The 24,625-nt window shown below is 72.1% G+C and carries 24 protein-coding genes and 1 tRNA gene; 13 read left to right on the top strand and 12 right to left on the bottom strand.

Annotated elements, in window-relative coordinates:
• Positions 1-103 precede the first annotated feature (103 nt).
• From EFE23_RS00230 to EFE23_RS00220, 3 genes are all read left to right on the top strand, one after another.
• A tRNA-Thr gene (locus EFE23_RS00230) sits at positions 104-177 on the top strand.
• Between the two features lie 224 nt (positions 178-401).
• Positions 402-824, top strand: coding sequence for a hypothetical protein (locus EFE23_RS00225; protein ID WP_123238801.1), 423 nt, complete (start codon positions 402-404; stop codon positions 822-824).
• A gap of 31 nt (positions 825-855) precedes the next feature.
• The gene (locus tag EFE23_RS00220; protein WP_123238800.1) at positions 856-1,149 is read left to right on the top strand and encodes a hypothetical protein; all 294 of its coding nucleotides are present in this window, start codon (positions 856-858) and stop codon (positions 1,147-1,149) included.
• 87 nt (positions 1,150-1,236) lie between these two features.
• Here the strand turns inward: EFE23_RS00220 and EFE23_RS00215 are convergent, their stop codons facing one another.
• Together EFE23_RS00215 and EFE23_RS00210 are read right to left on the bottom strand one after the other, a co-directional pair.
• The gene (locus EFE23_RS00215; RefSeq protein ID WP_123238799.1) at positions 1,237-2,097 is read right to left on the bottom strand and encodes a hypothetical protein; all 861 of its coding nucleotides are present in this window, start codon (positions 2,095-2,097) and stop codon (positions 1,237-1,239) included.
• A complete protein-coding gene (locus tag EFE23_RS00210) occupies positions 2,090-2,629 on the bottom strand; it encodes a SigE family RNA polymerase sigma factor (protein WP_373683946.1) in 540 nt (179 codons plus the stop codon). The genes EFE23_RS00215 and EFE23_RS00210 overlap by 8 nt, the downstream gene beginning before the upstream one ends.
• A 135-nt stretch (positions 2,630-2,764) precedes the next feature.
• Between EFE23_RS00210 and EFE23_RS00205 the strand changes: the two genes are divergently transcribed.
• The 3 genes from EFE23_RS00205 to EFE23_RS00190 all read left to right on the top strand — a co-directional run bounded on the left by EFE23_RS00205 (position 2,765) and on the right by EFE23_RS00190 (position 6,871).
• The gene (locus tag EFE23_RS00205; protein WP_199736872.1) at positions 2,765-2,944 is read left to right on the top strand and encodes a hypothetical protein; all 180 of its coding nucleotides are present in this window, start codon (positions 2,765-2,767) and stop codon (positions 2,942-2,944) included.
• 152 nt (positions 2,945-3,096) lie between these two features.
• Positions 3,097-4,062, top strand: a complete 966-nt coding sequence (locus tag EFE23_RS00195) for a helix-turn-helix domain-containing protein (protein ID WP_123238798.1) — start codon at positions 3,097-3,099, stop codon at positions 4,060-4,062.
• A gap of 163 nt (positions 4,063-4,225) precedes the next feature.
• The gene (locus tag EFE23_RS00190; protein ID WP_123238797.1) at positions 4,226-6,871 is read left to right on the top strand and encodes a S8 family serine peptidase; all 2,646 of its coding nucleotides are present in this window, start codon (positions 4,226-4,228) and stop codon (positions 6,869-6,871) included.
• Between the two features lie 399 nt (positions 6,872-7,270).
• Here EFE23_RS00190 and EFE23_RS00185 read toward each other — a convergent pair whose 3' ends face one another.
• Positions 7,271-7,891, bottom strand: a complete 621-nt coding sequence (locus EFE23_RS00185) for a pyridoxamine 5'-phosphate oxidase family protein (protein WP_123238796.1) — start codon at positions 7,889-7,891, stop codon at positions 7,271-7,273.
• Between the two features lie 161 nt (positions 7,892-8,052).
• On the opposite strand from EFE23_RS00185, the gene EFE23_RS00180 reads away from it, so the two are divergent.
• From EFE23_RS00180 to EFE23_RS00170, 3 genes are read left to right on the top strand one after another with little or no spacing between them, the layout of a single operon-like run.
• Positions 8,053-8,559: a DUF2231 domain-containing protein gene (locus EFE23_RS00180; protein ID WP_123238910.1), complete on the top strand. Its 507-nt coding sequence runs from the start codon at positions 8,053-8,055 to the stop codon at positions 8,557-8,559.
• Positions 8,556-9,095 carry an Hsp20/alpha crystallin family protein gene (locus EFE23_RS00175; RefSeq protein WP_123238795.1) on the top strand — a complete coding sequence of 180 codons (540 nt, stop codon included), beginning with the start codon at positions 8,556-8,558 and terminating at the stop codon, positions 9,093-9,095. Before EFE23_RS00180 ends, EFE23_RS00175 begins: the two co-directional genes overlap by 4 nt.
• A gap of 7 nt (positions 9,096-9,102) precedes the next feature.
• Positions 9,103-10,275, top strand: a complete 1,173-nt coding sequence (locus EFE23_RS00170; RefSeq protein WP_123238794.1) for a glycosyltransferase family 9 protein — start codon at positions 9,103-9,105, stop codon at positions 10,273-10,275.
• On the opposite strand, the gene EFE23_RS00165 is transcribed toward EFE23_RS00170, so the two are convergent.
• Entirely contained in the window at positions 10,235-11,086 is an 852-nt protein-coding gene (locus EFE23_RS00165) for a glycosyltransferase family 2 protein (RefSeq protein ID WP_123238793.1), read from the bottom strand. The two genes, EFE23_RS00170 and EFE23_RS00165, sit on opposite strands and share 41 nt — an antisense overlap.
• Positions 11,083-12,870 carry a D-glycero-beta-D-manno-heptose 1-phosphate adenylyltransferase gene (gene rfaE2, locus EFE23_RS00160; protein WP_123238792.1) on the bottom strand — a complete coding sequence of 596 codons (1,788 nt, stop codon included), beginning with the start codon at positions 12,868-12,870 and terminating at the stop codon, positions 11,083-11,085. Before rfaE2 ends, EFE23_RS00165 begins: the two co-directional genes overlap by 4 nt.
• A 128-nt stretch (positions 12,871-12,998) precedes the next feature.
• On the opposite strand from rfaE2, the gene EFE23_RS00155 reads away from it, so the two are divergent.
• Together EFE23_RS00155 and EFE23_RS00150 are read left to right on the top strand one after the other, a co-directional pair.
• The gene (locus EFE23_RS00155) at positions 12,999-13,556 is read left to right on the top strand and encodes a type 1 glutamine amidotransferase domain-containing protein (RefSeq protein ID WP_123238791.1); all 558 of its coding nucleotides are present in this window, start codon (positions 12,999-13,001) and stop codon (positions 13,554-13,556) included.
• A gap of 60 nt (positions 13,557-13,616) precedes the next feature.
• Positions 13,617-15,293: an MDR family MFS transporter gene (locus EFE23_RS00150; RefSeq protein ID WP_123238790.1), complete on the top strand. Its 1,677-nt coding sequence runs from the start codon at positions 13,617-13,619 to the stop codon at positions 15,291-15,293.
• Between the two features lie 705 nt (positions 15,294-15,998).
• On the opposite strand, the gene EFE23_RS00145 is transcribed toward EFE23_RS00150, so the two are convergent.
• A complete protein-coding gene (locus tag EFE23_RS00145; protein ID WP_123238789.1) occupies positions 15,999-16,490 on the bottom strand; it encodes an NUDIX domain-containing protein in 492 nt (163 codons plus the stop codon).
• A gap of 83 nt (positions 16,491-16,573) precedes the next feature.
• Here EFE23_RS00145 and EFE23_RS00140 point away from each other — a divergent pair, with 83 nt between their 5' ends.
• Positions 16,574-18,223 carry a fatty acid--CoA ligase gene (locus tag EFE23_RS00140; protein ID WP_123238788.1) on the top strand — a complete coding sequence of 550 codons (1,650 nt, stop codon included), beginning with the start codon at positions 16,574-16,576 and terminating at the stop codon, positions 18,221-18,223.
• Positions 18,224-18,402: 179 nt separating this feature from the next.
• Here the strand turns inward: EFE23_RS00140 and EFE23_RS00135 are convergent, their stop codons facing one another.
• The 6 genes from EFE23_RS00135 to EFE23_RS00110 all read right to left on the bottom strand — a co-directional run bounded on the left by EFE23_RS00135 (position 18,403) and on the right by EFE23_RS00110 (position 24,045).
• On the bottom strand, positions 18,403-19,419 hold the full coding sequence (locus EFE23_RS00135) for an NADPH:quinone reductase (RefSeq protein ID WP_123238787.1): 1,017 nt from the start codon (positions 19,417-19,419) through the stop codon (positions 18,403-18,405).
• 290 nt (positions 19,420-19,709) lie between these two features.
• A complete protein-coding gene (locus EFE23_RS00130) occupies positions 19,710-20,459 on the bottom strand; it encodes a MerR family transcriptional regulator (protein WP_199736871.1) in 750 nt (249 codons plus the stop codon).
• An 82-nt stretch (positions 20,460-20,541) separates the two neighbouring features.
• The gene (locus EFE23_RS00125) at positions 20,542-21,678 is read right to left on the bottom strand and encodes a glutathione-independent formaldehyde dehydrogenase (protein WP_163599575.1); all 1,137 of its coding nucleotides are present in this window, start codon (positions 21,676-21,678) and stop codon (positions 20,542-20,544) included.
• A 41-nt stretch (positions 21,679-21,719) separates the two neighbouring features.
• Positions 21,720-22,373 (bottom strand): HAD family hydrolase, encoded by a 654-nt coding sequence (locus tag EFE23_RS00120; RefSeq protein ID WP_123238786.1) that lies wholly within the window; start codon positions 22,371-22,373, stop codon positions 21,720-21,722.
• Between the two features lie 38 nt (positions 22,374-22,411).
• Complete coding sequence (locus EFE23_RS00115) at positions 22,412-23,254, bottom strand: SCO6745 family protein (RefSeq protein ID WP_199736876.1); 843 nt, start codon at positions 23,252-23,254, stop codon at positions 22,412-22,414.
• Between the two features lie 134 nt (positions 23,255-23,388).
• Positions 23,389-24,045 (bottom strand): FKBP-type peptidyl-prolyl cis-trans isomerase, encoded by a 657-nt coding sequence (locus EFE23_RS00110; RefSeq protein ID WP_233600788.1) that lies wholly within the window; start codon positions 24,043-24,045, stop codon positions 23,389-23,391.
• 157 nt (positions 24,046-24,202) lie between these two features.
• Between EFE23_RS00110 and EFE23_RS00105 the strand changes: the two genes are divergently transcribed.
• Positions 24,203-24,595 carry a PPOX class F420-dependent oxidoreductase gene (locus EFE23_RS00105; protein ID WP_123238783.1) on the top strand — a complete coding sequence of 131 codons (393 nt, stop codon included), beginning with the start codon at positions 24,203-24,205 and terminating at the stop codon, positions 24,593-24,595.
• Positions 24,596-24,625: the final 30 nt, after the last annotated feature.

Raw genomic sequence — 24,625 nt, 5'->3', positions numbered from 1 at the left:
CACCCTCCCCGGAACGTACCGGGACCACCCCGATGTCCGGATCACCGGGCGGGGGGATCCGGTTCGGCTTCCGGCAGGCCGTGCCGTACACTTGACGATCGTTGCCGCCTTAGCTCAGTCGGCTAGAGCGACGCACTCGTAATGCGTAGGTCGACGGTTCGATTCCGTCAGGCGGCTCGGGGAGATGCCCTGACCAGCAGGACCGCTGGTCAGGGCATCATCTTTATCTATGCGATTTGAACCGCCCCCCGAAAACCCCCCGGTAACGCCTGCGTGCGATCAGGTTCGGCATGCGTGTGCCGTGGCGTGTTGGCCGCTGTTCGTCTGATCATCAGCGCGGGTCCACACCGATGGTGTGCCCCGTCGGTCAATCCGGTTGCAGGGCTGGTGATGATGTCCTCGTGGAGCATCAGCCCCGGTTCGGTCCAGGCTTTGTCGAGGAACATCGGCGCCGCTTCGGCACCCGGCCGCGTTCCGCTCGGCAGCTGACCTACGACATCGCCGTCGAAGACGAGTACGCGCCGTGGCGCGCCTGGCTCGGCGAGCAGCTTGATCTGCTCGCCGCGACGGAGGCCGCCGAGTTCGAGCGAGAACTGTGGCTCGACGAGAGTCACTGGCCGTGCATCTTCGAACTTGCCACCGGTGCTGCGCTTCGAGCGGTCGGTTTCACCGTCGTCTACGAAAGCAAGCACGGTGCTCTCACCCCTGACTGGACCGTGCTCGACGCCGACTGGAAGCCGGCCATGTTCGTAGAGGTTCACACCGATCAGCCGGCGAGGCAGACCTTCGGCCAGATCCGCGGTGGCACTACCTCGACCAGCTGATCAGGCGAATCCCGGTGGGGTCGTCCTCGCCTTGGCCGCTCGCGGCAACTTGCCGCCAAGACCGGCCGAGAGCGGCATCGCGGGACTTGTCGACGCGCGCAGGCTCGCCGCCGCCGTCGACGCCAAGGTCAGCAAGTACACCGACATCATCGACGCACACGACGTACTGTTCGTCGTCGCGGTCGGCGCGAATCTGATCACCGGGCTGAAGTTGACCAAAGTCGACAATCTTCTCGCTGGTGAGCGGACCATGACGTTACAGTTCAACCCTGAGGACACGCATATTGGCTCGTACCGCATGGACCTCGCGCATCCGCCCCGATGAACGATGCCCGCCCGTTTGTCGGGGCTGCTGTGGATGTCGAACAGGACCACCGAGCCTTTCCCGGCAATGGTTCGTGACTTGGGGCCCTCATTTCCCCCCGGTGTGGTCTCTAAATCCTGCGGGGGCGGCCAGGTCGAACACCTTCTGGTTTTCGGGACTGCGTTTCAGCCAGCTAAACACGACGGACTCGGTGCCCTCGTTGAACCTGCCCGACTTGCTGATCTTCTCGCGGTAGGGCAGGTAGGTGACGGCATCCACCCACAACTCCATGGCGACCGGGAGGCGGTTGACGTCGGCGGTCAGCTTGAGGCGCAGCCGCACGGTGTCGTGGCCGTCTACTGTCTCCCTGCCCATGACCTCCAGTGAGCCGTTCGCGACGGCCTCCCTGATGCTCATGGGGTCAGCCGCTGGAAAGTCCTGAAAGGAGTCCACGGGTACCCGCAGTTCGGCAGCAGATCGATGATCGTCAGTCCAGGTGCGGTTCTGATAGTCGATCTGGAACCAGCGCGCGCCGCCACCCGCCTCGGGCGTCTCGGTCGCGGAGCTGGCCAGCGACCCGTTCACGTACAGATCGATCCGCCGGCGGCCGGTCGCCGGTTCGGTCCATTCGTCCATACGGCCGTTATCAGCCCAGGTCGAATGGGCCAACACGATGTAGTCAGTGCTTCGATCCAGCGCGTCGGTCACCTGAGTGCGGACGTACCCCACGCTGACCATACGCGGATCGTCGTTCACCCCGGACGTCTCGGTGCCGGCGGCACCCAATGCGACCACGAGTCCCACGGCCGCAGCAACCGCGACTGGGGCGATCGCTCCGGCCCGTACCATCAGATTCCGCCGTGAGCGGGTGCGCAGACGATCGGTCATGCCGGGTTCGGGGTAAACGTCGGACAACTCGTTTCGCAACAGCGTGCCGAGTCGCTCGCCGAACTGGTCGTCATCAGCCATGATGCGTCCTCGCAATCCGGTTGTTGTCGTTGTCAGTCAGCAGCTCGCGGAGCCTGCCCAGGCCGCGTGAGGTGTAAGACTTGACCGTGCCTGAGGACATCTTCAGCAGATCGGCTGTCTGTTCCACGGTCAGGTCCTCGAAGTACCGCAGCACGATGACCTGCCGCTGCCGGATCGGCAGGCGCGCCAGCGCCTCAACGACCGCCCGCCGTTCGGCGACCTGGTGGTCGTGCGGGCCGATGGTCCCGACAGTGTCCGGGACGGAATCCAACGGTTTCTCCCGCGGACGGCGCATGAGCCGCCGTATTCGGTCCCGGGACAGGTTCAGCAGCACCTTCCGGACATAGATTTCGGGCGCCTCGCGCGCCGTGCGCCATCGCCGCGCGGTCCGCAGCAGCGCTACCTGGAGAAGGTCCTCGGCGTGCCCCCGGTCACCCGTGAGCAGATAGGCGGTCCGCAGCAGCGGGGTGGAACAGCGCTCAACGAAAGCCTCGAAGGCGGGATCTTCCCTCATGCCTCTCAAGAACTCCATCCCACGAAGGCAGGTTGCACTCGACGCCGACGAATCTGGCGTGTTGGCTGCCGGTTCTCTTCCTGGCGTCCGCGCGGACCGCGCGGTCGTCGCGCGACGGGTAACTTGCGAACGGACGAGATGAGGAGGAGACAGGTGACTGCTGGTGGCTTCTCGTCCAAACGGCTGGCTCGGGTGCGGGAGCTGCTCGAGCGTCACGTCGACTCCGGCTTCGTCCCGGGTGCGGTGGCCGTCCTCGCCCGCCACGGCGAGGTGCATATCGAAGCGGTGGGCCATCTCGCGTTCGAGGGGGCGGGGTCGAGGACGCCAACGTGACGGGCGTGCTCATCGCCCGGGCCGCGGGCGTGGGCGGCGCCGGGCCGGCTCCGGGCCCGTCCCGCCCTGCGGACGGCGTTTCGGCGCGCGCGAGAACTGCTGCATAATCGCAGCTCACGAAGTGGGTCGGGCCGCTGAGCGGAGGAACGGGGATGCTGGAGGCCGTCGGCGTCGAGCCCGACGAGGAGCAGGTCTACCTGGCGCTCGCCGCCCGGCCGGCGGGCGACGCGGAGGAGCTGTCCGAGCGGACCGGGCTCCCCGGTCCGGCGGTCCGGGGGGCGCTGGCGGGCCTCGCCGCCAAGGGTCTGGTGGACCTGCCGGCCGACCAGGCCGACGTGATCCGGGCGGCACCGCCCGATCCCAGCCTCAAGCTGCTGGCGCTGCGCCGGATGGACGAGCTCCGCCGGGCGCAGACCGTGATCGCGGAGCTGGCCGAGCGGTTCCATGCGCGGGACGCGTGGCGCGGCACCGAGGCGGTCGAGGTGGTCCGGGGCTCCCGGGCAATCGCCGAGCGTTACGGCATGTTGCAGCGCGAGGCCACCCAGGAGATCTGCTCGCTCGTCCGGCGACCGGCCGTTGCCGTGCCGGCCAGCAACAACATCGGGCAGCGGGACGCGCTGCGGGCGGGGGTCCGCTACCGCGTGGTGTACGACCGGGACCTGCTGGACCCGGCGAGCGCCCAGATTCCGCTGCTGCTCGAAGAGTGGGCGGCGCTCGGCGAGGAGATGCGGGTGGCCAGCGTCCCGTACAAGATTGCGATCTTCGACCGGCGGCGGGCGGTGCTGGTGCCGCCGGACGCTGCGGCCGAGGAACCCGTGGTCTTCCTGATCCACGCCCGCCCGCTGGTGGACTGCCTCGCCTGGATCGTGGACCGGATCTGGGAGTCGGCGCTGCCGGTGCCCGTCGCGCTCTCCGAGGCCACGGACGGGTCGCTGGCCACCGACGACCGGCGGTTGCTGGCGCTGCTCCTGGCCGGCTACACCGACCAGGCGATCGGGTCGCAGCTGGGAGTGAGCATGCGCACCGTGCAGCGCCGGGTGCAGCGGTTGCTCACCGTCGCCGGGGTGCAGAGCCGGATCCAGTTGGGCTGGCAGGCCGCTCGACGCGAGTGGATCTAGCGGGCCGCGTCCCAGAACGTGGGAGGGCGTCCGGGGAGACCGCGCCGAGGCGCTGACGGATTTACGCCATGGCGTTGAACTGCCAGGTCAGAGGCCTGATGAGCCGGGTGCCACCGGTGGCAGTGTGTGCGCGTCAACCCATCCCAGCCACGAAGGATGTCGAGTGACCTCCCCTGCCAAGCGCACCCGCCGAGCTGCCGCCGCACTGGCCACGACACTTGTTGTCGGCGGACTCACCCTGTCCTCCCTTCCCGCCCACGCCGAGCCCGCCACCACGCCGGGCAGCGTCGCCGACAAGCTCGGCAGCCACGACCGGGCCCTCATCGCCAGGTACGCCGCCCAGTTCCGTACCCGCGCCGTCCCCGCCGACGCCACCCAGCCGGTCCCCGACTTCGTCACCCTGATGCTCGCGGTGAAGTCGGGCAGCACCGACGAGGCGGCCCGGCAGCTCACCGAGCTGGGCGCCGACGTCACCCGGACCGACCCGGAGATCGGCTACGTCAAGGCGAACGTGCCGTTCGCCCTGGTGGACCAGGCCGTCGCCCTCGACAGCGTGCTCCGGGTGGACGCCGACGAGCTGCTCAAGCTGGAGGAGACCACGGCCGGCGCCGGCGCCGGCGGCGTCGGCCAGCCCGGCGAGCTGCCGCCCGCGCCGTCCGCGGCGACCCCCGACGACAACCCGTACATGCCGACCCGGGAGACCCGCTCGGTGGCGTTCAAGACGGACCACCCCAGCTACGACGGGCGGGGGGTGACCATCGGCATCATGGACACCGGCGTCGACCCGACCCACCCGGCGCTGGCCACCACCACGACCGGCGAGCGCAAGCTGGTGGACACCGTCGCCGGCAGCGACCCGCGCAACCTGATCGACATCCTCTTCGACCGCACCTGGATGACCATGACCGCCGGGAACAAGGTCACCGGGCCGACTGTCGACAAGTACGACATCACCTGGACGCTGCCCGACGGTGGCAGCGACGACATGTACCTGACCCGCAGGAACCTCGCCATCTCCGGCTACGTGGACCCCACCCTCACCGGAACGCTGGGTGTCGCCTACCGCGAGTCCGACAACGCGGTCTGGATCGACCTCAACCAGGACTACGTCTTCACCGACGACGAGCTGTACCGGCCGTACCGGGAGAACCACCAGATCGGCTACATCGGCACCGACGACCCGGCGACCGCGGTCAACGAGCGCCAGCCCTTCACCGTCGAGGCCCGGCGCCTCAGCTCGGCGCTGATCGGTGTCAACATCAACACGCTCGACGAGGCCCACGGCACGCACGTGGCCGGCATCACCGCCGCGAACGGGATCCTCGGCGGGCGGATGAACGGCCAGGCGCCCGGCGCCAAGCTGGTCTCTATGCGGGCCTGCACCCACAGCGGCTGCTCCAGCGCGGCTCTCACCGACGGCATGGTGAACCTGGCCACGAACTACCACGTGGACGTCATCAACCTGTCCATCGGCTCCAGCCCCGCCCTCAACGACGGGCAGAGCGCGATGGCGCTGCTGTACGACCGGCTGATCGACACCACCGGGGTCCAGATCTTCTCCTCGGCCGGCAACTCCGGCGCCGGCACCAACACCGTCGGCGACCCGTCCTCCGCCGACACCGTGGTCAGCGTGGGCGCCTCGGTCTCCAAGCAGACCTGGTGGGCCAACTACGGGTCGTTCGTGACCCAGGCGCGGGCGGTCTTCCCGTTCTCCTCGCGCGGCCCGCGTGAGGACGGCGGCTTCAAGCCGGACATCACCGCGCCCGGCGCGGCGATCGCCCCGACCCCGAACTGGATCGCCAACAGCGTCGTACCCGACGCCGGGTACACCCTGCCGGCCGGGTACTCGATGCTGCAGGGCACCTCGATGGCCTCGCCGCAGGCCACCGGTGCCGCCGCGCTGCTGCTCTCCGCCGCCCGCCAGAACGGCGTCAGCGCCACCCCGGCCGAGCTGCGGCGGGCCATCTACTCCACCGCCGACTACAACAAGGACGAGCCGGCCATCGCCCAGGGCCGTGGCGAGTTCAACGTGGTGCACGCCTGGCAGTACCTGGCCAAGGGTGTCGCCGACACCGACGAGGTCACCGTCTCCGCGCCGGTCTGCACGGTGCTCTCCGAGAAGCTCGCCACCCCGAACACCGGCAGCGGCCTGTACAACAGCTGCGCGCCGGGCAGCGGCGGCCAGGCCGTCGGCGAGTCCCGCACGTACGACGTCACCCTGACCCGCACCAGTGGCCGGGACGGGACGCAGGACTACGTGCTGGGCCTTCAGGGCAACGACGGCACCTTCACCGCGCCCCGCAAGGTCAGCCTGGCGAAGAACGTCCCGACCGTGGTCAAGGTGACCGCCGCCCCGGGCAGCCAGGGCATCCACAGCGCCGTGCTGACCATCGACAACGCCTCCACCCAGGCCGTCGAGCAGTCCGCCATGCTGGCCGTCGAGGCCGCCGCCCCGCTGACCCCGGGTGTCACCTGGTCCGTGGCCGGCACCGTCGACCGTAACGACACGCTGATCTACAGCGTCGCCGTCCCGGCCGGCGCCACCGACCTGACTGTCAACCTCGCCGGCCTGGCCGCCGGCAGCCAGACCCGCTGGTGGGCGTTCGGGCCGGACGGCCTCGAGGCGGAGAAGTCCAGCGCCGGCACCATCTACTGCTACGCCAACTACCAGGACGGCAACGGCTGCGACCCGTTCACCCGCAGCTACGCCAAGCCGAAGCCGGGCGTGTGGGAGTTCGTCGTCGAGGCGCGCCGCACCAGCCCGCTGCTGGGGAACCCCTTCCAGCTGACGGCGTCCGTCACCCAGTGACGTGACACACCGGAGGCCCCGGGTCGACACGTGTCGACCCGGGGCCTCCGCACGGAGGGGGAGAGCTCAGCCGGCCTCGCGGTCCGGGCTCTCCAGCCGGAAGAAGTTGCTCTGCCTCCCGTCGGAGCGCTCCTCCTGGTAGATGAAGTTGAGCCGCCGCTCGTCGAACGCGCGGAACCACTCCTCCCAGCTGATCTCGCGGAGCCGCTGCTCGCGGTCGCCGGCACAGTTGGTCGACCTTGAGTCGGGCGATCTCGCTCTCGTTGATGTCCGGGGTGTTCGGGGTCTGGTTGCCCGGCGGGTTCGTGGTCGCGGCCGATCCGCTGCCGCGCCGCGAGCTGCTCTTCGTGGGCATCATCCCCAGCCGCCCGCCCAAACGTGCGGCGGCGGCCCGGCCGGTCAGGAGTAGAGCGTCTTCAGGTACTCCGGCCCGTAGCGGTGTTCGAGGCTCTCCAGGGTCTCCGCGGGCGCCTCGACCTCCTTGATCAGGCGGGCGCGGGACGGCAGCAGGTCCGGCTGCCACGTCTCCGGTTGCCACAGCTCGGAGCGGAGGAACGCCTTCGCGCAGTGGTAGAAGATCTGCTCGATCGTCACCTCGACCGCCAGCACCGGGCGGTGCCCCTTGACCGTCATGTCGTCGAACCACGGCGCGTCGCGCAGCAGCCGGGCCCGGCCGTTGATGCGCAGCGTGTCGGTGCGCCCGGGGATCAGGTAGACCAGCCCGACGTGCGGGTTGGCCAGGATGTTGCGGTAGCCGTCGGCCCGCCGGTTGCCGGGCCGTTCCGGGATCGCGATGGTCGTCTCGTCCAGCACCAGGGTGAAGCCGGGCGGGTCGCCCTTCGGCGAGACGTCGCAGTTGCCGTCGGCGTCCGCCGTGGCGACCAGGCAGAACGGCGACAGCGCCAGCCATTCCCGGTCCCGGGCGTGCAGCGCCGTCCGCTCCTTGGTCAGCGCCCGGGGCATCGGCGGCCCCAGCAGCTCGCGCAGCTCCTCCGGGCTGCTGATCTCCTGTGTGGTCACGCCTGCCTCCCCCGTCGGTCGACCGTGACGGCGATTCCGGCCCGCACGCGGCCGGTTTCCGTCATCGTCAGCCTAGGAGAGCGCGGCCAACGCGAGGTTTGCCCCCCGGGCGGCCGGGTACGGCTGAACCCGCAGCGCGCCCGCGACCGATGGAGGCGGAGATGGAGAGCCGGCTGAAGGTGCTCGGGCACCCCGTGCACCCGATGCTGGTGATGTTTCCGGTGGCCCTCCTGGTCACGGCGGTGATCTTCGACGTGGTCGACACGGTGGGCGGGCCGGACTTCCTGGGCGAGGTCGCGTACTGGAACATCACCGTCGGCCTGATCGGTGGCCTGCTGGCCGCGGCGGCCGGCGCGGTCGACCTGCTCACCCTGCCCACCGGCACCCGCGCCAAGCGGGTCGGGCTCACCCACGCCGCCGCCAACGTGGCGGTGATCCTGCTCTTCGCCGCCGTCTGGGTGGTCCGGCTCAACGCCGACTCCCGGGCCGCCGGGGGCGCCCTGATCGCCATCGAGGTGGTCGCCGTGGCGATCCTCGGGATCAGCGCCTGGCTCGGCGGCGAGCTGGTGGACCGGCTCGGCGTCGGCGTGGACCCGGAACACGACCTGAACGCCCCGAGTTCGCTGCGACCCCCCTCGACCCATCAGCGGATCGGAGACGTGCGATGACGGAACAGAGCGGCGGCCGGAGCTGGCGGGGACGCCAGCAGGGCTGGGACCCGATCGGGGAACTCCAGTCGTTGCGGGCCGAGCTGAGCCGCCTGGTGGGTGGCCGTTCCGGCAGCCCGGACGTCGAGCTGACCGAGGTCGCCGGCGGCTGGGAGGTGATCGTCCGGCTGCCCGGTGTGGCGCCGGAGGAGGTGGCGGTCGAGCTGGACGACCGGGAGCTGTGCGTACGGGCCCGCTCGGAGGCCGAGGTCAACGCCGACCAGGGCATCCCGGGCGGCTTCGAGACGCGCGGCTTCGAGTACCGGGTGGACCTGCCGTCCCGGGTGGACCCGGACCGGATCGACGCGGTGATGGACCACGGCCTGCTCCGGGTCCGCCTGCCCCGGGCGACCCGGCCCGCGCCGCGCACCATCACCGTCGGTCGCACCGGCCCCCGGACCACCCCCACCGGGGGTACGCCGACCCTGGCCGACCCGGCCGCGGACCGGGAACTGCACCACCCGGACACCACGGTCGACGAGCTCGACCGGCCGTAGGAGTCCCGTGACCACCCCGTCCAACAGCTCGGCGCGCCGGGACCTGCAGCCGTCGTCCGTGCTCGGTCCGGTCGGCGAGCGGGTGCCCGACGTCGCGCGGATCGCCGTGCTGCGGGCCAACGCACTCGGCGACCTCATCTTCCTCCTGCCGGCGCTGGAGGCGCTGCGGGCCGCGTACCCGGAGGCGGAGATCGTGCTGCTCGGCGCGCCGTGGCACGCGCAGCTCTTCCGTGACCGCCCCGGCCCGGTGGACCGGGTGCTGGTGGTGCCGCCCGCGCCCGGGATCCGCGACCCGGGCCCGGACGAGCCGCCCTCCGCCATGGACGACTTCCTGGCGGCGGCCCGGAAGGAGGGCTTCGACCTGGCGTTGCAGCTGCACGGCGGCGGGGGCAACTCCAACCCGATCATCGCCGGGCTGGGTGCCCGGGTCACCGCCGGCCTGCGGGCCGAGGACGCGCCGCCGCTGGACCGCTGGATCCGGTACGTCTACTACCAGCACGAGGTGATCCGCTACCTGGAGGCGGTGGCCCTGGTCGGGGCCCCCGCCACCACGATCACCCCGGCCCTGGCGGTGACCGATGCGGACCGGGTCGAGGCCCGGGAGGTGCTGGGCGAGCCGACCCGGCCCCGGGTGGCGCTGCACCCGGGCGCGACCGACACCCGGCGGCGCTGGCCCCCGGAGCGCTTCGCCGAGGTCGCCCGGGCGCTGGCCGGTGACGGGTACGAGGTGCTGGTCACCGGCACGCCGGCCGAACAGGAGACGGTCGACGCGGTGGTGGCGGCGGCCGGCGTACCGGTCCGACCGCAGGTCGGCACGCTCAGCCTCGGCGGGCTGGCCGCCTGCTACGCGGGCTGCGCGCTGGTCGTCTCCAACGACACCGGGCCGCTGCACCTGGCCGGCGCGGTCGGCACCCCGACGGTGGGCGTCTACTGGGTCGGCAACCTGATCAACGGGGCCACGCCGTTGCGGGTCCGGCACCGGCCGATCGCCTCCTGGACCACCCGCTGCCCGGTCTGCGGCATCGACTGCACGCCCGGGATCTACCCGCACCGCCCCGGCGACGGGGACTGCCCGCACCGCGACTCGTTCGTGGCCGACGTCCCCGTGATCGAGGTCCTGGAGGCGGCCCGCGAACTGCTCACACCACCGCCTCCCACGCCTCCATCTCCCGTTCCGTGACCGTGGTGGGCGACTCCAGGTGGTAGGCCCCGCTGGGCAGCACCCCCGCGCCGCCGTACCGCTCCAGCACGGCGATCTGCGCGGCGACGTCCTCGCCCTGGTGCCGCTCGTGCACCCGGCGCCAGAACTCGAAGCCGCCCGAGTCGATCAGCTTCGCGCGGTCGTACAGCACGCACCCGCCGACCCAGGAGACCTTGTACGCCCGCCACGCGCCCGGCGGCAGCCGCAGCTTCTCGGTCACGTGCAGCAGGTTCGCCGCCGGGTGGATGGCCGCCCGCTCCCACTCCGGCGTGCCCGGGCGGATCCGCTCCGGCACCGGCCGGCCGTGCCACTCCTCGTAGTGGGCGTGCGACTCCGGCCGCACGTCGTCGGCGTACGAGAGGCCGTGCACGGCGTTGCCGACGAACCCGCAGCCCAGCTCCCGGATCGCGGTGACCAGCCGGGCCAGCGCCCCCGGCTCCAGCCAGACGTCGTCGTCGAGGCAGAGCACGTACCGGGCCGCCGACCGGCCGAGCAGGTAGGCCCGGTGCTCGGCCAGGCCGCGCCGGGGCAGTCGCCGGGTCAGCAGCACCGGGTGGCCCCGGTGGCGCAACGCCCGGACCATGGTGGCCGCCGCCGGGTGCGCGTACGCCGGCCCGTCGTCGGACTGGTCGCTCACCACCACCCCGAAATCGGGTACGCCCTCCTGCGCGGCCAGCCCGGAGAGGGTGACCGCCAGTTCGGCCGGGCGGTTGCGGGTGGGGATCAGCACGTCGAGCTGACGGGGCCGGCGGAACCCCTCCGGCGTCCCCGGGTCGAGCGGTCGGTTCACGCCGGCCTGCTCTCACCGACCGTCGGGTTGCCCGACTGCGCCCGGATCCGGTCGATGATCGCCGAGGTGGAGCGGTCCGGGACGTACCCGAGGGTGCGGACCTGGCCGCCGAGCCGGCGGACCAGCGGCGCCTCCGGGACCATCTCGGGCGGGTAGTCGCCGCCCTTGACGTAGACGTCCGGGCGGACCGCCTCGATCAGCCGGGCCGGGGAGTCCTCCTCGAAGATCACCACGTGGTCGACGCACTCCAGCGCGGCGAGCAGGGCGGCCCGGTCCTCGACCGGGTTGACCGGGCGGTCCGGTCCCTTGAGCCGTCGTACGCTGCCGTCGGAGTTCACCGCCACGACCAGCAGGTCGCCAAGCGCGCGGGCCTGGGTCAGGTAGCGGACGTGCCCGGGGTGCAGCACGTCGAAGCAGCCGTTGGTGAAGACGATCGAGCGGCCGGCTCGCCGGTGCTCCGCCACGATCGCGGTGAGTTCCTCGGCGCCGACCAGGGTGGGGTGGTCGGCCCCCTCCACCCCGGCGCCGAGCGCGTCGAGCAGGTCTTCCCGCCGGCACACGCAGGTGCCGGTGTCGGAGACGGTGATGGTGGCGGCGAGCTGCGCGAGCTGGGCGGCGGTCGGCAGGCTCGCCGCCGCGGCCAGCGCCAGGGTCATCGCCGCCAGGTACGCGTCCCCGGCGCCCACCGCGTGGCTGGCCGGGACCGGGGTGCTGTGGCTGCGCCGCGGCTCGCCGTCGGCCCCGCCGACCACCGCGCCCTCGGTGTCCAGGGTCACCGCCACCACGTCCGCCCCGGTGTGCGCGCGCAGCTCGGCCAGGCGCGACTCGGCCAGCACCGCCCGGTCCACGCCCTCGCCGACGCCGGCGTTCACGGTCACGCCGGTACCGGTCACGCTGAGCCCGTCGCCGGTGAGCGCCACCCGCTCCTCGCCCGGGGTCGGCTCGCCGGTCGGCCCGTGGCTGTCGCGGTCGGTGCCGGCCCCGCCCGGTGCCGCGCCGACGACCAGCTCGGACGGGCCGTCGCCGGCGTCGCTCTGGTGGTCGAGGTGCAGGCCGCCGGCCGGCGCGGGGGCGCGGCTCGCCGTGTTGAAGCCGGCCGCGGCGCGGGCCAGCAGCCGGGTCGCCTCGGCGAAGCTCGGGGTCACCACGGTGGGGTTGAGGCCACGCCAGTCGGCGAGGTCGTGCGCGTCGAGGGCCACCGTGGCGTACCGGTCCCGGTTGGCGACCAGCCAGGCGCGGACCGGCGCGGGCAGCGCGCCCAGGCCGTAGTCGCAGACGACCAGGGTGAGCGGCTGCCCGTGCGCGGCGGCCCGCAGCTCCTCGGTGGCGCAGTGCAGCGCGGTGAGCAGCCGGGCCACGCCGTCGTCGTCGAGCCCGTCCTCCGGCTCGCCGGAGTCTTCGCGGAGCAGGATCTGGTTCCCGGCGAGCATCCGTCGCTTCACCGGCGTCGGGCGGCCGGGCTGGTTCACCGTACGGTCCCAGACGCTCGCCCGGTCCAGGCAGTCGTGCAGCTCGTCGCCGGCCACGTCGGCGCCGACCGGGGCGACCAGGGCAGCCCGGCCGCCGAGGGCGGCGACGTTGACCGCCGTGTTCGCCGCACCGCCGGCGGCGGAGATGCGGCGGCGCAGGGTGAGGACCGGTGCCGGGGCCTCCCGGCAGAGCCGCTCGGACTCCGCGAACCGCCACTCGTCCAGCATCGCGTCGCCGACGACCAGCACGGGTCGCCCCTGCCAGCTGGCCACGACGGTGGCGAGCCGGCGCTCTTCCGCTGCTGCTCCTGCCATGTCTCTCCGGATCCCCCGAGCGGGTCCGGCCAAACCTGCCCGGCCGAGGGGTGGGCCACCTACCCTGTCCGGTTTCGGCCCGCCGGCCGTGGGAACCGGATCAGGTGACCCCGGAGAGGAGAAACACCATGGCAGCGACACTGCAGGGCAAGCGGATCGCGTTCCTGGCCGCCGACGGCGTCGAGGAGGTCGAGTACACGAAGCCCCGGGAGGCGGTGGAGGACGCGGGCGCCCGGGTCGAGCTGGTCTCGTCGCAGCCCGGTTCGATCCAGTCCTTCAACCACCTCGACCAGAGCCGGCAGTACCCGGTCGATGTGACGACGAAGGAGGCGGACGCCGGGGCGTACGACGCGCTGGTGCTGCCCGGCGGCGTGGCCAACCCGGACTTCCTGCGGACGGACCCGGAGGCGGTCCGGTTCGTGAAGTCGTTCTTCGATGCCGGCAAGCCGGTCGGGGTGATCTGCCACGGCCCGTGGACGCTGGTCGAGGCGGACGTGGTGCGCGGCCGCCGGATCACCTCGTGGCCGAGCCTGCGCACCGACCTCACCAACGCCGGCGCCACCTGGGTCGACGAGCAGGTGGTGACGGACAACGGCCTGGTCAGCAGCCGTAAGCCCGACGACCTGCCGGCGTTCTGCGCCAAGATCGTCGAGGAGTTCGCCAAGGGGAAGCATGCCCCGCGCTGAGGCTCCGACCTTCCTCTCCCGCCGGGGGCATGATCCGCTCTCGGTGGGAAAGGAAGCGGAATGACTGCCCAGGCCCACGGTCGTCCCGTGCTGCACCCCCGCCAGATCCGCCTGCTGATGTTCGGCCTGATGACCGGAATGCTGCTGGCGGCCCTCGACCAGACCATCGTCGGTACGGCGCTGCCCACCATCGTCGGTGAGCTGGGCGGGATCAACCATTACTCGTGGGTGGTCACCGCGTACCTGCTCGCCTCGACCGCCTCCACGCCGCTCTACGGCAAGATGGCCGACCTGTACGGCCGCCGTCCGGTGTTCCTCTTCTCAATCGGCACATTCCTGCTCGGCTCGCTGCTGGCCGGGTTGTCGCAGAACATGACCCAGCTGGTCGTCACCCGGGGCGTGCAGGGCCTGGGCGCGGGCGGCCTGATGACATTGGCGTTCACCATCATCTCGGACGTGGTCTCGCCCCGGGAGCGCGGCCGCTACCAGGGGCTCTTCGGTGCGGTCTTCGGCCTGTCGTCGGTGGCCGGCCCGCTGGTCGGCGGGTACTTCGCGGAGACGAACTGGCGCTGGATCTTCTACATCAACGTGCCGCTGGCCATCCTCGCCATCGTGGTCTGCTACCACGTCATGCGGCTCGTCCCGTTCCAGCGGCGGGAGCACGCCGTCGACTGGCTCGGCGCGGCGCTGCTGGTGGCCGGGGTGAGCTGCCTGCTGCTGGCGCTGAGCTGGGGCGGCAACCAGTACGCCTGGGGCTCCGGGGTGATCATCGGGCTGTTCGTGGCCGGCGCGGTGCTGGGGGTTCTCTTCGTGCCCCAGGAGGCCCGGGTGCCGGAGCCGATCCTGCCGCTGCGGTTGTTCCGCAACGGCACCTTCACGCTGGCCAACCTCGCCGGGTTCGTGCTCGGTCTGGTGATGTTCGGGTCGATCATCTTCATCCCGCTCTATCTCCAGATCGTCAAGGGCGCCTCGCCGACCCGCAGCGGTCTGCTGATGCTGCCGATGATGGCCGGCATCATCGTCACCTCGATCCTGACCGGCCGGGCGATGAGCCGGCGGGGGCGGTACAAGTGGTTCCCGGTGGTCGGCTCGGCGGTGCTGGTCGCCGGCATGCTGCTCTTCCGGCAGCTCCAGGTGGCCACGTCGCTCTGGGCGGCCTTCGGCTACATGGTGGTGATCGGCGTCGGGCTGGGCCTGTGCATGCAGTCGCTGATCCTGGCCGTGCAGAACGCGGTGCACCCACGGGACCTGGGCGCCGGCACCTCGTCCGCGACGTTCTTCCGCTCGCTGGGCGGCTCGTTCGGCGTGGCGATCCTCGGCGCGGTGCTCTCCTCCCAGCTCACCGGCCAGCTCGCCGACCGGCTGCCGGCCGCGATCGCGCAGCTGCCGCCGGAGCAGCGGGCGGCGGTGGCGGCCAGCGGGGGCGCGAGCATCTCGATCAACGACCCGAAAACGATCCTCGCCCTGCCGGGCCCGGTCCGCGCCGCGATCCAGGCCGCGTTCGTCGAGTCGCTGCACCTGGTTTTCCTGACCACCGGGCTGATCGCCATCCTCGCCGTGCTGGTCACCCTGGCCCTGCCGAATCGTGAGCTGCGCGGCGCCGGCCCGCAGGGCGCGACCGGCGGCGCGGACCCGCTCGGCGGCAAGGCCCCCGCCCCCGGTGGCAAGCCGCTGACCAAGGAGTCGAAGGAGGAGGCCGCCGCCGACATGGAGGCCAAGTCCCAGACCATGCTCTGAGCGAGTGCAGGCCGGGCCGGACGGGTTGCCCCGCCGCACGGCCGAGGTCGGGGTTGGGGCCGGACGGGCGGGGCCGGGTTGCCTCGCCGCAAGCTGCGTGCGGGCTTCCCGTCCGCCCGCCGTGGTGGCTTGTTCGGCAGGGGCGTCCCCGCGCTGGCCGACCTCGCTGGCGCCGCGGCCGACGCCGAGCGGCTTGCACGTCCGGGTCGGCTTGCACCTCCGGTCGGTGGCGGCGTGATCTCAGGCAGCGGCCCTGTCGGTGGGTGGCGTGCTCTGGGGCAGCGACCCGGCCGGCACTGCGGTTTCAACCGACATGTCTCAGAGACATGATTATGTCGGAACGACATATCGCTCTCAGGCAGCCGGTCGCCCCGGCCGCGACAGGGCCGGGCACGACACGCTCGGGCCACAACACGCTGGCCCACGCCGCACCGGCTCACAACACGCTGCCCCACAACACGCCGGCCGACGACAACGCCCGGGCCGCGATGCCCGCCGCGGCCGCGGTGCACGCCCGGCCGTCGATGCACGCCCGGCCGTCGATGCACGCCCGGTCGCGACACATGCCCGGTCGCGACACACGCCTGGCCCGGCGCACGCCAGACCGCCGCACACGCCCGGGGCCAGCATCGAGCCGCAAGAGGCCCGGCATCGATACACGCCCGACCGCGCGACGACCGCGCGCCAGCATCGGCTCGACCGGCGCTACTTGAGGATCAGGCGGTTGGTCTGTTCGAAGACGTCGAGGTCAGCGAGGGTCTCGATCACGCTGGAGGAGAGCGGGGCGGGCAGTTCCTCCGGGTGGAAGAAGCCGGCGTCGATGGTCTCGTCGGTCAGCCGGGCCAGTTCCCCGTCCCACTCCTCGACCCGGAACGCGGTGGTGAACACCTGGTACGTGTGGCCGTACATGTTGGTGTGCGTACGGTCCGGGCCGGTGTAGAGCGCGAACGCGCTGACCCGCAGGGCGCGCAGCCCGGTCTCCTCGCGTACCTCCCGGACGGCGCAGTCGGCGATCGACTCGCCGAGCTCCATCGCGCCGGCCGGCAGCGCCCACTGGCCGTTGTCGGAGCGCTGGATCAGCAGCACCCGGGCGGCGTTGTCCCGCACCACGGCCCGGGCGCCGACGAACATCAGGGTGCGGTCACCGGCCAGGGCGCGAAGCTGTCCCACGTACGAGTCGGCCCACGAGATGCTCACCCGGACAATCTACGCAGCCTCGTCGGTCGGGTCGGCCGTTCCGGGGCTTCCGGTGTGTGACCGGCGCCACTAGCTTGTTACCCATGCGTAGCACGATGATGGACGCCCCCCTCCAGGTCGCCCGGATCCTCGAACACGGCTCCACCGTGCACGGCACGGCGGAGGTCGTCACCTGGACCGGCGCGGAACCCCGCCGGATGTCGTACGCCGAGGTCGGCCGGGCCGCCGCCCGGCTGGCCCACGCGCTGCGCGACGAGTGCGGGGTGACCGGTGACGAGCGGGTCGCCACGTTCATGTGGAACAACAACGAGCACCTGGTGGCGTACTTCGCCGTGCCGAGCATGGGCGCGGTGCTGCACACCCTCAACATCCGACTCTTTCCCGACCAGGTCGGCTACATCGCCAACCATGCCGAGGACCGGGTGGTGCTGGTCGACGCCACGCTGATTCCGCTGCTCGCCCGGGTGATCGGACAGATGACCACGGTGCGGCACGTGGTGGTGGTCGGCGGCGGCGACCCCGCCCCGCTGGTGGCGGCGGCCGGCGACCGGCTCGCCGTACACCATTGGGACGCCCTGCTGGCCGACCGGCCGGACCGTTACGACTGGCCCGAGGTGGACGAGCGGGATGCGGCGGCGCTCTGCTACACCTCCGGGACCACCGGCAACCCCAAGGGGGTCGCCTACTCGCACCGGTCCATCTACCTGCACTCGTTGCAGGTGTGCATGCCGGAGGGCTTCGGGCTCGGCCCGAAGGACCGCGAACTGGCCATCGTGCCGATGTTCCACGCGATGTCGTGGGGCCTGCCGTACGCGGCGTTCCTCTCCGGCGCGTCGCTGATCATGCCGGACCGGTTCCTCCAGGCCGAGCCGATCGCCGCGATGATCGCCGCCGAGCGGCCCACCCTGGCCGGCGCGGTGCCGACCATCTGGACCGACCTGCTGGCCTACCTGGACAGCCACGACGTGGACATCTCCTCGCTCAAGGAGGTGATCGTCGGTGGCTCGGCCTGCCCGCCGTCGCTGATGCACGCCTTCCACGACCGGCACGGGATCGAGGTCATCCACGCCTGGGGGATGACCGAGATGTCCCCGCTCGGCTCGGTCTCCCGCCCGCCGGCCGGCGCGACCGGCGACGAGGCCTGGCGGTACCGCTACACCCAGGGCCGGATCCCGGCCGGCGTCGCCGCGCGGATCGTCGGCCCGCTCGGCGAGTCGCTGCCCGCCGACGGGACCTCCGTCGGGGAGCTGGAGGTCCGGGGGCCGTGGGTGACCGCCCGGTACGTCGGTGACGACACCCCGGACGAGGAGAAGTTCCGGGACGGCTGGCTGCGGACCGGGGACGTGGGCACGCTTTCGCCGAACGGCTACATCACGCTGACCGACCGGGCGAAGGATGTCATCAAGTCGGGTGGGGAGTGGATCTCCTCGGTAGAGCTGGAGAACGCCCTGATGGCCCACCCGGCGGTGCTGGAGGCATGCGTGGTGGGCGTGCCGGACGAGCGCTGGGACGAGCGGCCGCTGGCCACCGTGGTGGTCCGCGAGGGCGCCTCGGTCACCGCCGAGGAGCTGCGCGAATTCCTGGCGAAGGCGGTGGCGCGCTGGCAGCTGCCGGAGCGCTGGGCGTTCATCGACGCCGTCCCGAAGACCAGTGTCGGCAAGTTCGACAAGAAGGTGGTGCGCTCCCGGTACGCGGACGGCGACCTCGAGGTGCGCGAACTGACCGCGCCGTAACACTTTCCGGCGTACCGTCGCCAACACGGGTAGGGACAAGCTTTCAAGCATCCCTCCCCAGAGGGCGGCCCCGGCGTTCGCACCGCGCCGGGGCCGCCCGTCCATGCGGGGCGACCCGCACAGTCATTCTCGCGAAACTTGTTCGCCTCTGTCCTGATGTCGGAGAAATCCGTTTCGCGTTATCCGGCCTCGCTCGTGGACACCAGCACCTTGCCGACCGCGCCGTCCTGCACCGCCTGGTGCGCCGCCGCGGTCGTCGCCAGCGAGTAGTGGTGCAGCGGCAGGCCGCCCTCCTCGCCGACCCGGATCGCGCCCTGTGCCACCGCCGCCGCGATGTCGGTCACCGCCTGCGCCTTCGCGGCCTTCGGCGCGGTGTAGATCAGGACGAACTGCCAGCGGGCGTTCGGCACCATCAGCGGCCGGATCGGCAGGGTCACCTGGTCACCGCCGTCGTCCGCGTAGACGCAGACCGCCCCGCCGGTCCGCAGGATCTGCACGTCGTAGGCGGCGTTGCGGGCGGCGGAGACCTCGACGATCGTGTGCACCCCGTCGGGCGCGATCTTGCGGACCTCCTCGACCATGTCCTGCTCCCGGTAGTTGATCACGAAGTCGGCGCCGGCCGCTGCCGCGAGCTGCGCCTTCTCCGGGGTGCTCACCGTGGTGATCACGCAGGCGTCGGCCCAACGCGCGAGCTGGATCGCCGCGTTGCCCACCGCACCCGCCCCGCCCTGCACCAGCACCACGTGATCGCTCAGCGCGCCCGCGTGCAGCTTGTCCGGCATGAACTCGCCAGCGGTCAGGCAGCGGTGCGCGGTCATGAACGGGATGCCCAGACAGGCGCCCAGGTCGAACGAGGCGGACCCCAGCCGGACCGTGTGCCGCACCGGAACCACCGTGTACTCCGTGGCCGTGCCCCAGGGCCGCTGCCAGGCCGCCTCCCAGAGCCACACCCGCGAGCCGATCAGGATCTGGTCGACGCCCTCGCCGACCGCCTCGATCACGCCCGCGCCGTCCTGACCCGGGATCTGCCAGCCCTCCGGCAGCGGCCAGTTGTGCCGGGCCTTCCAGTCCGTCGGGTTCACCCCGGCCACCGCCACCCGCACCAGCACCTCGCCCGGGCCCGGCTCCGGCACGGGCCGCTCGGCCAACTGGAGCACCGAGGCGTCTCCGTTGCGCTCGTACACGATCGCCTTCATCGCCGTCCCCTCGCCGTCACCACGTGCGCCACCGGGTGCGCTACCCGGCCGCTCCCTGATCATTCCGATCCGGCCGTCCCTGGGAAACGTACAACCCGGTAGTCGGCGACAGGAGGCCGGCATGTGGGACGTACCGGTGGTCGATCGCCGGCCCCCACCCGCGGGCCCGCCACGCCCAAAATCCGCGCTATTCCAGGGAAAGAGTGGCCTCACGAGCAGGCGAGGCCACTCTTTCCCTGAAACTGGCCCCTCGCTGCCGGGGTGGTGCGGGGCGCGGGGGGCCGCGGGGCTCAGCCGGCTGTGGCCGACCGCTTCACGTAGTCGATCAGCTCCGGGGACGGGCCGCCGAACTGCTGGGCGATCTCCGTGCTGTTCTCCGCCTGCATCCGGTAGAGCGAGTCCCGCAGCCCCGGGTCCCCGCCGTGGAACGCCTCCAGCAGCTCCATCCAGCGCTGCGCCAGCGCCCGTACCCGGGGCTCCGCCGGGTCGGTCCCGGCGTCCAGTTCCGCCTGGACCTGGGCGATCAGCCGCGGCCACTCCTCCTGTACGCCGCGGACCGCGTCCTCGCCGAGCCGTTCCCGCCGCTGCGCCAACGCGGCGAGCTGCTCCTCGGTGAAGTAGTTCCTGATGGTGTCGTCCACCGTGGTCACCTCCTGGATCAGGGCGAGCAGGTCGACGGACGGGGCGCCCCCGGCGGCGCGTACGGCCGGCACCAGCGCGGCCAGCCGGTCGCGCAGCCCGCCGAGCGCGGCGAGCTGCCGTTCCACATGGGCCAGGTGCTCGCCGAGCAACTCGGCCAGTGCCGGCGCACCCGTGCCGTCACGGTCCAGCAGCGCGCCGATGGTCTCCAGCGGCAGGCCCAGCTCGCGCAGCGCGACGATCCGGTACAGCCGGTCCACGTCCCGCTCGTCGTAGAGCCGGTGCCCGGTCGAGGTGCGCGCGGAGGGCCGCAGCAGCCCCACGTGGTCCCAGTGGTGCAGGGTCCGGACGGTCAGCCCGGTACGCCGGCACAGCTCGCCGATCCGCCAGGTGGACGCCACGTCCCACTTCCTCTCGCGTCACCGCGCCCTGCGGCGACGGGGACCGACGCTATGACCTGACGTCGCGTCAGGAGCAAGTCGTTCAGCCGCCCGGCTTGAGCACCACCTTCGAATAGCCCGGCTCGCGCCGGTCGAAATGCTGGTACGCCTCCGGCGCCGCGTCCAGCGGCAGCTCCTTGCTCACCACGAAGCCGGGTTCCGCGCGCCCCGCCACGATCAGGTTGCGCAGGTACTCGTTGTACGCCTTGACGTTGGCCTGCCCGGTCCCCATCCGCAGGCCCTTCTCGAAGAGCTTGCCCATCTTGACCAGCAGCTCGCCGCGGGCCGAGTGCTCGTCGGGGGCACCGGGGTCCTCGGCCAGGTAGAGCCCCACCACGCCGATCGCGCCGGTCGGCCGGACCACGTCGATGAGGCTGTTCAGCACCCGGGCGGGCTGCTCCTCGCCGCTCGGGGCGGACGCCTGGTAGCCCACCGCGTCCACGCCCTTGTCGGTGCCCACCCCGTCGGTCCGCTCCTTGATCTGCTCGACCGGGTCGCCCTTGGTGAAGTCGACCGGGGTCGCGCCGATCGACTCGGCCAGCCGCAGCCGGTCCGGCACCCGGTCCACCACGAACACCTCGGCGGCCCCCATCAGCAGCGCCGAGTACGCGGCCATCAGCCCCACCGGCCCGCCGCCCATCACGGTGATGTTCTCGCCGGGACGCAGCCCGGTCATCGCCACCCCGTGGTAGCCGGTGGGGAAGATGTCGGCGAGCATCGCGAAGTCGTTCTCGTGTTCGGGGCCCGGGGGCAGCTTCAGGCAGTTGAAGTCGGCGAACGGCACCCGCAGGTACTCGGCCTGCCCACCCCGGTACGGACCCATCGACACGTAGCCGTACGCTCCGCCGGCGAAGCCCGGGTTGACCGTGAGGCAGAAGCCGGTCTTCCCCTCCCGGCAGTTCCGGCAGAACCCGCACGCCACGTTGAACGGCATGGACACCCGGTCGCCCTTGCGCAAACTCACCACACCCGGGCCGGTCTCGACGATCACGCCCATGTTCTCGTGGCCGAAGACGATGCCCGGCTCGGCGGTCGTCCGGCCCTCGTACATGTGCAGGTCGGAGCCGCAGATCGCGGTCGTGGTGATCTTGACGATGACGTCGTTCGGGTCCTCGATCCGCGGATCCTCGACCTCGTTCACCGCGACGTCGTGCGGCCCCTGGTACACCACAGCCTTCATGTCACCGACCGTAGGCGGGCCGGAGCGGCCGGGGAGGCGGTTCAGCCGAGCCACTCCACCACGTCCGGGTCGAGCGCGTCGATCGAGGGCAGCAGCACCGTCGCGAGCCGCTCGGCGTCCGGGTCCAGCGGGTACGACCCGTGCGGCACCGCCACCACCCGCATCCCGGCCGCCGCCGCCGAGCGGACCCCGTTCGAAGAGTCCTCGACGGCCACGCACCGGGCGGGATCCACGCCGAGCCGGTCCGCCACCGCCAGCCAGACGTCCGGCGCCGGCTTGCCCCGGGCGGTCTCCTCGGTGGAGAGCGTGGCGCCGAAGGCGTCGCCCAGGCCCGTCGCGGCCAGCGCCGCCGCGATCAGCCGGGTGGGGGAGGAGCTGGCCAGCCCCAGCGGCCACCGCGCGGCCATCCGGCGCACCACCGTGTCCGCGTCGTCGATCAGGGGTACGCGTTCCGCGTACCGCCGGCTCATCTCCGCCACCACCTCGGCGGCGACCTGCTCGGCCGAGCGGTCGACGCCCAGCTCGCCGCTGAGGTACGCGGCCCACTCGCCGGTGCTCATCCCCATCAGCCGGCGCTGGGTGTCCGGCCGCCAGGTGCCGCCGTGCGCGGCCACGTACGACCGCCGGACCTCCTCCCAGACCGGCTCGGAGTCGACGATCACGCCGTCCAGGTCGAAGAGCACCGCATCCACCATGCGGCCCATCCTGCCGCACCGGCCGCCACCCGCGGGGGTCAGCCGGTCGGGGACGCCGAGCGCTGCGCGGGCAACCCGATCGGGGCCTGCGGCGGGATGATGGTGCGGCACCGGGTCGCGATCGGCTCCAACAGCTCCCGTACCCGCGCCGTACCCTCCTCGCCCAGCGCCCGCCACGGGCCGGCGGCGGCCCGGTCCGTGGCCTCCTCGACGGCCCGGAACGTCGCGGTGCCGTGCTCGGTCGGCTCGCCGTCGGCGGTCAGCCAGCCCTTGTCGATCAGCCGCCGCTCGGCGGCGACCCACTCCTGGTCGGTCCAGCCGCGGGCCCGCTGGTGGAACTCGCGGGACTGGTCGACCCGGCACCGCCAGGCGACCACCTCGAGCGGGTCCAGCCCGGTGGTGACCAGCGCCGCCACGTGCCCGTCGCCGCGGTGCTCGCGCAGCGTGGTGGCGGCCTGCCAGAGCCGGGCCAGCGGGTACTCGCCCCGGGGCAGGGCGGCGTTGACCGCGCCGAGCACCCGGCCGGCGATCTCGACCCGGCCGGCCGCCTCCTCCAGCAGCTCGGCCGCCTCCACCAGGTGCGCCTCGGGCAGCTCGTAGGTGAACTCGGCGAGCGCCTGCACCGCGCCGGTGAGCCGGGCACGCAGCGCCTCCTCCGGGGTGGCCAGCCGCCACACCGAGGGCAGGGCCCGGGCCACCATCGGCGGCGCGAAGCTGAAGAACGCGGCGATCACGGCCGGCGCGTCGACCGGGCCGAGCGGGGCCGCCCGGCCGGCGAAGTAGCCCCGCCAGTAGCCGCGCAGCCCGACCGCCTCGTAGGCGGCGCGGGCGCGCGGGTGGAAGTAGGTCACCGCGTGGACCGGCTCGAAGAGCGTCCACATCACCCGGGCGAACCCGGGGTCGTCCAACGCCGCCACGTGCACCTCCGGCTCGGTCAGGTCGTCGCGGGTGGGGGCCACCCGCGATGACCATGAACCTACTGCCGGTGGGTGAACGGGCGGAAGCCCTCTGTGACCTACTGCGCGGCGAGCACGTCCACCACGAAGCGCAGCGGACCGGCCGGGCGGCCGCCCGACGCGTCGTTGCCGTACGCCAGCGCGGCCGGGATGTCCAGCTGCACCCGGCTGCCCACCGGCACCCCGACCAGGCCCTGGTCCCAGCCCGGGATGACCTGCCCGACGCCGATCGGGAAGGTGGCCGGCGAGCCGTTGTTCCAGGAGGCGTCGAACTCCTTGCCGTCCTTGTAGAACACACCCACGTAGTTGGTGGTGATCTGCTGGCCCTTCTTGACCGCCGGGCCGGTGCCCTTGATCAGGGTGGTCACCGTGAGCTTCTTCAGCTCACCCTTGCCCGCCTCGACCTTCGGGCGGGTGGCCAGCGCCGGGTCGGCGCCCTCGGGCAGCGCGGGGGCGGCCACGCTGGGCTCGACGATCGAGCTGGCCGACGGGCTGGCGTCGGCCGCGGGCTTCTTGTCGTCGTCGCCGTTGTTGAGCCAGACGATGCCGCCGATCAGGGCGGCCACGGCCAGGACACCGACGAACGCGCCGAGCATCGACTGCCGCCGACGCCGCGCCTCGGCGGCCTTCTTCGCCGCCAGCTGAGCGGCCAGCCGCCGCTCCGCCTTGGTGCCCGGGCCCTGGCCCGCGGACCGGTTCTGCACGCGCTCGCTCACGTCGACTCCCTGCTGAGTGGGGTGGGTGCGCCCCCGGCGGGCCGCCGCCGAGGCCAGCGCACACGGTACCCGCCCGGACGCCCGCAGTGCTCCTACGGCCGGCCCGGATCGGACAGGAGGTGGGTCGGCGGTGATTTCCGGGAGTAGTTTCACGACCATGGCGATCCTCACCGAAGAAGACCTGGCCCTGCTCTCCGAGCCGCAGCTCGCCCACGTGGCCACCATCGAGGCCGACGGCACTCCGCACGTCACCCCGGTCTGGGTGGACACCGACGGCGAGCACATCGTGTTCAACACCGCCAAGGGCCGGCAGAAGTACGTCAACATGGCCCGGAACCCGGTGGTCGCGGTGTCGATCGCGGACAAGGCGAACGACTTCCGCACGCTCTGGGTGAAGGGCACCGCCGAGTTCGTCACCGAGGGCGCCGACGAGCACATCGACCGGATGGCGAAGAAGTACCTCGGGCAGGACACCTACCCGTTCCGCCGCCCCGGCGAGGAGCGCGTCATCGTCCGCATCACCCCCACCGAGAAGCTCGGCCGCGGCTGAGGTGAAAGGAAGGGCCCCCGCTTAACGCCT

It is taken from the genome of Micromonospora solifontis (assembly GCF_003725545.1).
Lineage (GTDB): Bacteria > Actinomycetota > Actinomycetes > Mycobacteriales > Micromonosporaceae > Micromonospora > Micromonospora solifontis.
Note: the sequence above shows the minus strand (reverse complement) of the source record. Positions and strands in the feature narration are given on the sequence as shown.